6 protein-coding genes and 1 pseudogene are annotated in these 10,771 nt (G+C 44.7%); 3 read left to right on the forward strand and 4 right to left on the reverse strand.

Annotated elements, in window-relative coordinates:
- From QZZ36_RS12645 to QZZ36_RS12655, 3 genes and pseudogenes are all read left to right on the forward strand, one after another.
- Positions 1-338, forward strand: a pseudogene (locus QZZ36_RS12645) (endo-xylanase); the annotation flags it as partial.
- A 200-nt stretch (positions 339-538) separates the two neighbouring features.
- On the forward strand, positions 539-2,749 hold the full coding sequence (locus QZZ36_RS12650; protein ID WP_295082344.1) for a substrate-binding domain-containing protein: 2,211 nt from the start codon (positions 539-541) through the stop codon (positions 2,747-2,749).
- A 102-nt stretch (positions 2,750-2,851) separates the two neighbouring features.
- Entirely contained in the window at positions 2,852-4,228 is a 1,377-nt protein-coding gene (locus QZZ36_RS12655; protein ID WP_295082349.1) for a cellulase family glycosylhydrolase, read from the forward strand.
- Positions 4,229-4,312: 84 nt separating this feature from the next.
- Here the strand turns inward: QZZ36_RS12655 and QZZ36_RS12660 are convergent, their stop codons facing one another.
- The 4 genes from QZZ36_RS12660 to QZZ36_RS12675 all read right to left on the reverse strand — a co-directional run.
- Positions 4,313-4,564, reverse strand: a complete 252-nt coding sequence (locus QZZ36_RS12660) for a dockerin type I repeat-containing protein (protein ID WP_295082352.1) — start codon at positions 4,562-4,564, stop codon at positions 4,313-4,315.
- Between the two features lie 373 nt (positions 4,565-4,937).
- On the reverse strand, positions 4,938-7,025 hold the full coding sequence (locus QZZ36_RS12665; RefSeq protein ID WP_295082359.1) for a glutamine synthetase III: 2,088 nt from the start codon (positions 7,023-7,025) through the stop codon (positions 4,938-4,940).
- Positions 7,026-7,113: 88 nt separating this feature from the next.
- Entirely contained in the window at positions 7,114-8,943 is a 1,830-nt protein-coding gene (locus QZZ36_RS12670) for an ammonium transporter (RefSeq protein ID WP_295082369.1), read from the reverse strand.
- A gap of 407 nt (positions 8,944-9,350) precedes the next feature.
- Positions 9,351-10,771: PEP/pyruvate-binding domain-containing protein (locus QZZ36_RS12675; RefSeq protein WP_295082372.1), on the reverse strand; the 1,421-nt coding region annotated here is incomplete at its 5' end.

Below are 10,771 nucleotides of genomic sequence, written 5' to 3' on the forward strand. Positions count from 1 at the left end.
ACCTCGATAACTTCAATGCAGGTTCATGGACATCAGGTTCAGGATATAACGGAAGCAAGTCACTGAACTACTCATACACGCTCAACGGCGGAAATCCGATGAAGTTCAAGACAACAGGAAAGGGACTCATCATAGTATTCAAGGCAAACAGCAGCGGCATGGGCAGCATAAATGTAACTGTAAACGGAAAGACCACAAAGGTAAACGGCAACAAGCAGTACACATGGGGCGGTCCTGACGCAGAGCTCGGATACTATCAGGATACAACAGGAGAGCTTGATGTTTCCATCACAGGAAGCGGCAGCTTCACTATCTGGGGCATTGGTCTCATAAAGTAAAAAACATTATAATTTTGGTTCCGTTCTGAAATATCGTCAGCCTGCACATATGTGCAGGCTGACTTGTTATATGATACTCCATGACTTTGCTTAATATTACAGACTCGGATAAGCTTATGGAAGCGTCAGTTATCCTGGAATTTGCAGACAAATACTTATGACATAAAAATTTCAGCAGAAGCTTATAAGGAGGGGACGGAATGTCATCAAAAAATCATAATATATGCGTAATAGGTGCGGAAGTCAATAATATTGAGCAGCGTCAGATACTCAGCGGTATCATTGAAGAGGCACAAAGGAAAAACGCAGATATCACAGTTATCTCAAATCTGTACAATCATCTTGAACAGGACAGGGCAGATTGTGCCGATAACAGGATATATGAGCTGATAACCGATATAAAGTCAGATGCATTTATAATTCTGTCCGAATCCTTTGTCAATCCTGTTATAAGAAGAAAAATACACGATCTGCTCATAAAACGCAGTGACATACCTGTGATAATGGTGGGGACAGCACTTCCGGAATTTGAGCCGGAGCTTTTCCCGTGCATAAGCACAAGTGATAAAAAGGATATGGAAGCTGTCATTGACAGACTGATAGAAGAAAACGGGTTTACCCGTATATCTCTTCTGACCGGACCCTTATCGCTCGGACCTTCGCAAAGCAGGACAGACGGATACAGGAGCTCCCTTGAAAAGCATGGTATCCCATATGACGAGAGCGTTGTATATGAAGGAGACTTCTGGTATAATTCGGGTGAGAAGCTTGCAGAAAGGTTTATTTCAGGAGAGATACCCTATCCGCAGGCACTTGTGTGTGCAAATGATTATATGGCTTTCGGAGTCCTTGATGTATTTGCTGACAAGGGAATTGATATAACCGAACATATGGCGCTTGTAGGATACGAATATATTCCGGAGCGCAGTCTTCACAAGCCTCTTCTTACGACATATCAGAGGAACAGAAAAGCTCTCGGCGCGGCGGCTGTAGATATGCTTCTGAATAAAGCTGCCAATGAAGAAAAGGATTTTTCCTTTGAGCCGCCGTCAGGAACATTTATTGCCGGACAGAGCTGTCCGTGCGGTTCCTTGTCTGATGATAAACTGCAAGAGGAGCTTAGTTCACTGCGAACAGCCAATAAGTATGCTTTCTGGAACCTGAAATCGGATATGGAATCATATCTTACTGAATGCAGGAATTACGATGAATTCGTTGCAGTGATGGGAGATGAACTCTTCATAGTCCGTGATGCGAAGGATGTAGTTCTTTGTTTGTTTGAAAACTGGTTCAGGGAAAACGAAGAGCGCAGCGATTCGGTAGTTTGCCGTAATATAAACAAATACGCACGCCGTGATGATATCGTGCTCAGAGTTTCCGGACTTCATACTCTTGCTGACCATTTCCCTGAAATGTCTGTTATTTATTTCAATCCGGTATTTTTTAAGGAACGCCTCCTCGGATACTGTGCGGTTATGTATGATAAGCCTGAGACTTACGACGATACATATCGTCATTGGCTGAAATCCGTGTCCAACGGGCTTGAATTCCTGCGCCTGAAAACTGATATAAGCTTTCTCATGCAATGCAGTACGCTTTCATCAGCATATGACGGACTGACCGGTTTGTTTAATAAGGACGGTATGCGGACTGCGTTCATGCTAATGACAAATTCTGATAAAAGAATGAATATCACTGCGGTTGCCCTGAAACTTACGTATGATAAGGACGTTTTTATCTCTGAATCCTCTTCAAAAGAAGCAATAAACAGTCTGGTTTACTCTGCCGGGATAATAAGGCGTTTCTGCGGAAAGAACGGTATAGCCGGAAGAATATCGGATTCGGAGCTTCTGCTGATATATACTGCTGATACGCCGGATCCCGGACTGATCGCTGATGCTGTTTATTCTGAAATACTTTTTTCAAAGGACTGCCCGGAAAATATATATTTTGGTTCTACGCTTATGTACGGAAGATCCTTTGAAGCAGGCAGTACAGGATTTGGAGATATTATTGAAGAGATCAGCTTATATTTTAATGATGTTCAGGATAAGCTGAAAGAGAAGAGAGGACAGCCTCATTATAAGGAGCTTGAAAGCCTGCGGAGAGCGACAGAGCGTTTTCCTCTGCGCAGGTATAGTCTTGATGAGATAAGCAGTTTCATGAATTTCAATCCTAATTACTTCAACCGGATCTATAAGCAGTTTTGTGGAACTACTTTCAATCAGGATCAGATAAACTCACACTTGCGGTTTGCAAAACACCTCCTTGTGAGCACCAATGATACAGTTGCGTGTATTGCTGAAAAATGCGGTTATTCCGACAGTAAATATTTTATCAGACAGTTTGCTTCAGGTACAGGGCTTAGCCCTAAGCAATACCGTGTTGCAATGAAATGTATTTTTGAATAAAGTGGATTTTGTACACCTAATAAGGATTTCATGGGTTGAAGTCTTCCTGAGTTGGCTGTAATATAATAATAGTAAACAGCGGTAACAACAAAGGAGGTCACTATGAAAGCTTTAAAGACTATATGTGCAGTGATGTCTGCGGCTGTAATGCTTCAGCCCGTTATCTGCCTAAAGACAGATGCAGTGCCGGGGAAAAACGGCACAATGCGCGAGATCACCACAATGGAACTGGTGCGTGACATGGGGATAGGTATCAACCTCGGCAATACAATGGAAGCGTGCGGTGACTGGATAGCCGAAGTTGATGAACAGTGGGGAGACGGGATACTCACTGTTCAGGATTATGAAACATCATGGGGAAGTCCTGTTATCACAAAAGAGATGATACAGGGAATGGCTGACGAGGGCTTCGGAGTCGTTCGTGTTCCTGTTGCATGGTCGAATCTAATTGGTGATGATTACAGGATCAGCAATGAGCTTGATGCACGTGTCCACGAGATCGTTGACTGGGTCATCGACGCTGATATGTACTGTATCATTAATATCCACTGGGATAATGGCTGGGTAAACATTTTCCCGGATAACAGGGACGAGTGCATGAAGCGCTATGAGATAATGTGGACACAGATAGCCGACAGCTTCAAGGATTATGGTGATTATCTGATGTTTGAATCACAGAATGAGGAGCTTGGCTGGGAATCTGTATGGAACCCGTGGGGAAGTACAGAAGGAAAGGCTGAATCATACGGACTTGTCAACGAGATCAATCAGAAATTTGTTGATGTGATAAGAAGTTCAGGCGGAAACAATCCAAAGCGTCATCTGCTCATATCAGGATACAATACCGGCTTTGACCGTACCTGTGATCCGCTTTTCAGAATGCCTGATGATCCTGCGGAGCGTATGGCTGTATCCGTTCATTATTATTCGCCTCCGGGATTTGCGATCCTTGAGGACGAGGATGCTGATTGGGCGAAGGCACGTTCCACATGGGGCACCGATACGGATTACAAAGAACTCAATGAGCAGATGGATATGATGAAAACAAATTATATCGACAAGGGTATTCCAGTTATAATAGGTGAATATGGCTGTCCCACAAAAGGCAAGGAGGCTGAATCTGTAAGAATGTTTTTAAGCTCGGTATGCCGGGCTGCATATGAGAGAGATCTTTGTCCGGTACTATGGTCAACTCCGGGCGGACATTACGACCGTGACAACTGCAGAATGGCAGATCAGAAACTGAAGTTACTATTCAATGAGATATGCGACAGCTCCAAAAAGCATAATACTTCTCTTGCAGGAGACGTGAACGGAGATGGTGAATTTAATATTTCAGATGTGATACTTCTGCAAAGATGGCTGCTTAACGCGGCTGACAGTGAGCTGAGCGACTGGAAGGCAGCTGATATCTGCGTAGATAACAGACTTGATGTATTTGATCTCTGCGCCATGAGACGTCAGCTTATAAACGCATAAGATATAAAAACGTCGTCCGTTATGGACGACGTTTTTAGTTTATGTATCTTTAGGGTTGCAGTTTCAGCATTTTTTTGCCGGAGCTTAACTGATAAGCTTTTTTCTCATGCAGATAAGATCAAATACGTCGAGCTTATTGTCACTGCAGAGGTCTGCGGCTTTCCGGTTGGCAAGCTTTGTATCGGGAACACCGAGCAGCCATTTCTGGAGCAGCACAAGATCAGCCATATTGAATTCTCCGTCAGAATTTACATCGCCATCAGGAGCCGGTTCTGCCTGAACTGCAGCTGCCTCATCCTGAAGGAATGAAACTATATGTCTGTAACTTCTTGCCATAACAAAACCTCCTATGGTTTCTATTATACCATAGGAGGTCTTTTTTGTCATTGTACGTTTTTTATGGTTCGGTTCACAGTGCTATACCGGACGTTTTAGTTTTATATACATGATTATACAATGCTTTTGTGTGAAAAGTCAATAGAATATAATAAAGTTGTGATTTTTTTAGACGATAAGTTTAGTTTTTGAATCATGTATTTTGGGGGGGAAAGTTTTTTCCATTATCATGGATATATACTGTTCATGTAAAAACCATATAATGAGTAAAAAAACTATAGAGCCAACGATAAAAATGCTGTTGGCTCTATAGCGTTGCTGTATTTATTTCAAGGAGAGGTTTGGGTAAAGACTTTTATATTACTCTGAAATATCATACTCCGAAAAGGAGCTTGTCGTATGCAGGGAAGGGCCAGTATGACTCAGCAGTTACTGTTTCAGCCTTGTCAGCTGCGCTGCGGAGCTTATCCATAGCAGGGATCATTGTATCACGTACAAATTCAGAAGCTTTTATGATAACGTCCTGTTTCTTGAAGTCAGCCACTACTTTTTCAAGCTTGGTTGTTGCTGCATCCATTTCGTCGATCAGCTCTGAAAGCTCTGAAACAAGACTTATCTCATACTTGCAGGCTGCCTTAGATATGCTCTTCTTAACTGCTACCGCACTTGCTGTATCAGCGGCAAATTTTGAAACTGCAGGGATTATCTCCTTGCGTGCCATATCTATCATAGTAGTAGCTTCGATATTAACTGTCTTGATATAATTTTCAAGCATAATATCACAGCGTGAGAATATTTCAGCTTCAGTGAATACTCCGTGGGACGTAAGCATATCCACGTTCTTTTTGTCGCATATCTTAGGCATTGCGTCAGCAGTGGTCTTCAGATTCATAAGACCGCGCTTCTCAGCTTCCTTTATCCATGCATCATCATAGCCGTTGCCGTTGAATATGATACGCTTGTGTTCCTTGATAGTTTTTCTGATAAGGTCGTGGAGAGCCTTGTTGAAGTCCTTAGCGCCTTCAAGCTTATCAGCGAACTGCTTCAGCTCCTCTGCTACAGCAGCATTGAGGTGAATATTAGCGCAGGAGATACTGTTTGATGAACCAAGCATACGGAACTCGAACTTGTTTCCTGTGAATGCAAATGGGGAAGTTCTGTTACGGTCAGTGCTGTCCTTGCTGAACTTAGGCAGAACATCGACGCCAAGCTGCATTTTTTCTTTCTTTGTACCGCCGTAGGGCTTATCCTTTTCAATAGCGTCGAGGACAGCTGTGAGCTCGTCGCCCAGGAATATAGATATAACAGCAGGAGGAGCTTCATTTGCGCCGAGACGGTGATCGTTGCCTGCGGTAGCAACTGAAAGTCTCAGCAGATCCTGATAATCGTCAACTGCCTTGATAACTGCGGCGAGGAAAAGCAGGAACTGCGCATTCTCAGCGGGAGTCTCACCGGGGGAGAGGAGATTCTCGCCCTGATCTGTAGAGATAGACCAGTTATTGTGCTTGCCTGAGCCGTTTACGCCTGCAAATGGCTTTTCGTGGAGCAGGCATACAAGTCCGTGACGGATAGCGACTTTCTGCATTACTTCCATTGTCAGCTGGTTGTGGTCTGCGGCAATATTTGTTGTATCGTAAATAGGAGCAAGCTCATGCTGAGCGGGAGCAACTTCATTGTGCTTTGTCTTTGCAAGAATGCCGAGCTTCCAGAGCTCTTTGTCGAGATCCGCCATATACTCAGCTACACGAGGCTTGATAGAACCGAAGTAATGATCGTCCATTTCCTGACCCTTCGGAGGCATTGCACCGAATAGGGTTCGTCCTGTCATGATAAGGTCTTTTCTCTTCTTCCACATCTCACGGTCAACGAGGAAGTATTCCTGTTCAGGACCAACAGAGGTCTTTACACTCTTTACCTTGTCATTGCCGAAGAGCTTGAGTATACGGATAGCCTGCTTGTTAAGGGCTTCCATTGAACGCAGGAGAGGAACTTTCTTATCGAGTGCCTCGCCTGTGTACGAGCAGAAAGCCGTTGGGATATAGAGGGTTCCGTCCTTGATGAAAGCATAAGAAGTAGGATCCCATGCTGTATAGCCTCTTGCTTCAAATGTTGCACGGAGACCGCCTGAAGGGAACGATGAAGCGTCAGGCTCGCCCTTAACGAGCTCCTTGCCTGAGAATTCCATGATAACTCTTCCGTCAGGAGCGGGAGAGATGAAGCTGTCGTGCTTTTCTGCTGTAACGCCTGTCATTGGCTGGAACCAGTGTGTATAGTGAGTAGCGCCCTTTTCAACTGCCCATTCCTTCATAGCAGCCGCAACTGCATTGGCAACTGAAATATCAAGTGGAGTTCCCTTATCTATTGTCCTTTTCAGTGATCTGTATACCTTATCTGAAAGCGTTGCTTTCATTATTCTGTCATCGAATACCATCGAACCAAAATAGTCTGTGATCTTTTCCATTATAATTACCTCCGAATCATATTATGTAAGGAAGTCTGCATACATCGGGAGATCTGTTATTAAGATGTATGCAGTCCTCCTTATAAGCTTATGCTTTTTCCCACTCCGCGGAATCGTGAAGTGCGTTGTAACCTTCTTCGCCTGTTCTGATCTTGATTACGTTCTCAATGTCGTAAATGAACATCTTACCGTCGCCGTAGTTGCCGGTATAGAGGGCAGCCTTTGCTGCTGCAACTACCTTGTCAACAGGAACCGCACATACTGCGATCTCAGCCTTTACCTTAGGAAGCAGGTTCATTTCAACAGCTGCGCCACGATAATAGTTTGTCTGTCCGTTCTGCATACCGCAGCCAAGAACGTTTGTAACTGTGATGCCCTTGACATCAATGCGTTCCATAGCCTCGATGAACTGCTGCAGCTTCTGCTGTTTGAATATAACAACGATATTTGTGAGCTTTGTTGCGCCGTCAGGTGAAGGTGTGGAGTAGTTCTTGACCTCAACTGCTTCATCAACTGTAGCAGCAGGCTTCTTTTCGGTTTTCTTTGTATCCTTCTTCTTTTCTACCTTTTCTACGCTCTTAGCGTCGTCCTTAGTGTAGCCATACATTCCTGCATCTGTAAGTGCGGGTGCGAAGTCTGCATAAGAGGAAATAAGTCCGTGTTCTGTAACGTCGAGACCGATGATCTCTTCCTGCTCGGAAGCACGAAGACCGATAGTGTGCTTGATAACCTGGAAAACGATTATCATTGAAATTACTGTGAATGTAGCGATGCAAACAAATCCTGTGAGCTGTCTGCCGAGGAGACCGAAGCCGCCACCGTAGAACAGACCTGCAAGCTGATCGCCGTTCTGATCAGCCAGTGAATAGCCGGGAACCTCAGGGTTTGCAAAGAGACCAACTGCGATAGTGCCCCAGATACCGTTCATCATGTGAACAGCTACTGCACCGACAGGATCATCGATGTGGAGCTTGTAGTCAAGGAACCATACGCCGAAGCATACAAGAAGTCCTGAAACGATACCTACTATTGAAGCACCAAGACAGTCTGTTACGTCACATGGAGCTGTGATACCTACGAGACCTGCAAGTGAAGCGTTAAGACACATTGAAACATCAGGCTTGCCATATTTGAGCCATGTGAATATCATACAGGTTACTGTTGCTATAGCGGGAGCAACTGTTGTTGTAAGGAATACTGAACCGAGCTGGTCTATTGATGTACAAGCTGCGCCGTTGAATCCGTACCAGCCGAACCAGAGGATAAAGCAGCCTAAAGCACCAATTGTAAGGTTATGACCGGGGATAGCGTTTACCTTGATCTCGCCGTCCTTTGTCTTGTGGAATTTACCGATTCTGGGTCCGAGGATAGCAGCACCAACGAGAGCTGCGATACCGCCGACCATGTGGATATGAGCTGAACCTGCGAAATCGTGGAAGCCCCACTGGCTGAGCCAGCCGCCGCCCCAGCCCCAGTGAGCCTCGATAGGATAAACGACTGCGCTGATTACAGCTGAGTAAACACAGTAGGATAAGAATTTTGTTCTTTCAGCCATTGCACCTGAAACGATAGTAGCTGTTGTAGCGCAGAATACAAGGTTGAATACGAAGTTTGACCAGTCGAAGCTGCCATAGGAAGTGAAAATATCAAATCCGGGCTGACCGATTATACCGATTAAGTCTTCACCGAAGAGAAGACCGAAGCCTATGAGAATGAAAACTACTGTACCGATACAGAAGTCCATAAGGTTTTTCATAATGATATTGCCTGCATTCTTTGCACGTGTGAAGCCTGTCTCAACCATTGCGAAGCCTGCCTGCATAAAGAATACAAGAGCAGCGCCTATAAGGAACCATACGCCGAAGACCAGACCGTTGGTCTCATCAAGGGCTTGTTGTAAAATTGTCTGAGAATCCATAAAAATTCCTCCTTGATTAATTACAGCATAAATTTTAAAGGGGTGTACAATGCACCGCATAATACGGTACATCATACACCCCTTTGTGTATGGAATTAGCGCTATAAACCAAAACAGCGCCGCAGACTTATAGCCTGCAGCGCCCTTGCTGTTTACAATGCTATTATAGTCTTTTATTCTGCCTTTGTCAACTACTTTTTTGTAACTTCGGAAGTTTTTATAAATTTTTGCCACTTTAAACGCAAAAAGCAATGCGTGTTTAACAAAATCGTATATTTTGCGGATATATTCAGTTACATAATACCTTGATTTTATTCGCCTTTATGTTCTAAAGCACATCACAGCTGCCGTTTATGAGGTTATCGTTTATAAAAAAGCGCCTATCCGTTGCGGATAAGCGCTTTTACTCAGATGGTTATAAGAAGGTGTTCATTCTTGATGTCGTTGAAAAGCTCACATTTGCAGCGGCTCACATCGTAAATATGTATAACATCGTCAAGACCGCTGTTTTCGTCGATATCTTCAAGCATATTCCGCAGCTCCTTCAGCTTTTCGGGAGAAAAATGCAGAGTTTTGCTGTTGTTGAACACGGCAGTATAGAGTATCTTTGCCTCAACCAGATCCTGAAAGATGTGGCTGCCGTATGAAAGCTCCGGATTGTAGCCGGCCCTTGCTTCCTCCATTTCGCACACAACGTCAAATTCGCTTATATCAGCAAATGTTGTTGGTACGCCAAGTTCGGGTGAAGATGTTCCAACTCTGCCGGGGACCATAAGCATCATATGCTTGCCGCTGTTCCGGTAATGCCAGTTTATCCTGCCTATCATTTTAGCAACGGTGTTCTTATCGCTGTATAGCATATTGTAGTATACAACAGGATCAACATATACGATAATATCGAGCTTCGAGGCTTTTGAAAGTCCCATAGAAGCACCCTTGCTTTCAAGCAGGATATGCTCCTGCGGTATATCGTCCGGAACAGTAACTCCCGACTTGTCCTTGATGACCTGCAGCGGTCTGCACTGTAGAAGATCAACGGAGTATTCACCGCTGTCGGATACGTTTATGGTGAACTCAGTATCCACAGGATATTCATACTCGTCCTGTATGCAGCGGAGCATTCTCTGCATCTGCGACATGAGAGTTTTATTGCTGACAAGTCCCTTGCATGAAATGAAGGTCGAAGATATTCTCCGTCCCATTTCACGCAGTCTGCTCTCCGCGTCAAAGTCATGCTCAATGAGAACCTTTTGCAGATATTCAGGTATTTCCGGCTCTATTGTCCGCAGCGGAAGGCGTTCAAGATCATGAATTGAAGTATTGATGACTTCGACCTTGCCCTGCGAGAATCTGTGCCTGTCCGCATAAGTGGAATATACTGTCTTTTCAGGCATATCAAGGCTTACAAGCCGGGGATAAGAGCCCTCTGTCCTGTCAACGGCTGACGTGCCAAGACCCATTACAAGACGGAGCATACCTGCGGACTGATCGGAGCTTTTAAGGAAGCTGTAAGGACTGTAGGAATAGCCCACTCCTGCGGCACAGGGCATATAGTATGCGCCGTAATAAGAGCCTGATACTCGCTGTATCAGCAGGGACATCTGCTCGTCACGCTTGTCAAGTCCGCGGCGTTTGCGGTAGTCCAGAGCGGAAAGGCTCATAGTGCTTGCGTAGACAGTCTTGATAGCCTTTTCAAATTCTTCCAGTCTCTCCTCGGGAGTTCCCCTGTTGGCGCAGAATACTGACTCATACTTGCCTGCAAATGCGTTTCCGAAGCCGTCCTCAAGTATACTGCTTGAACGGACTATATACGGATCCTGTCCGTAGT

This window comes from Ruminococcus sp., from assembly GCF_016287535.1.
Taxonomy (GTDB): domain Bacteria; phylum Bacillota; class Clostridia; order Oscillospirales; family Ruminococcaceae; genus Ruminococcus.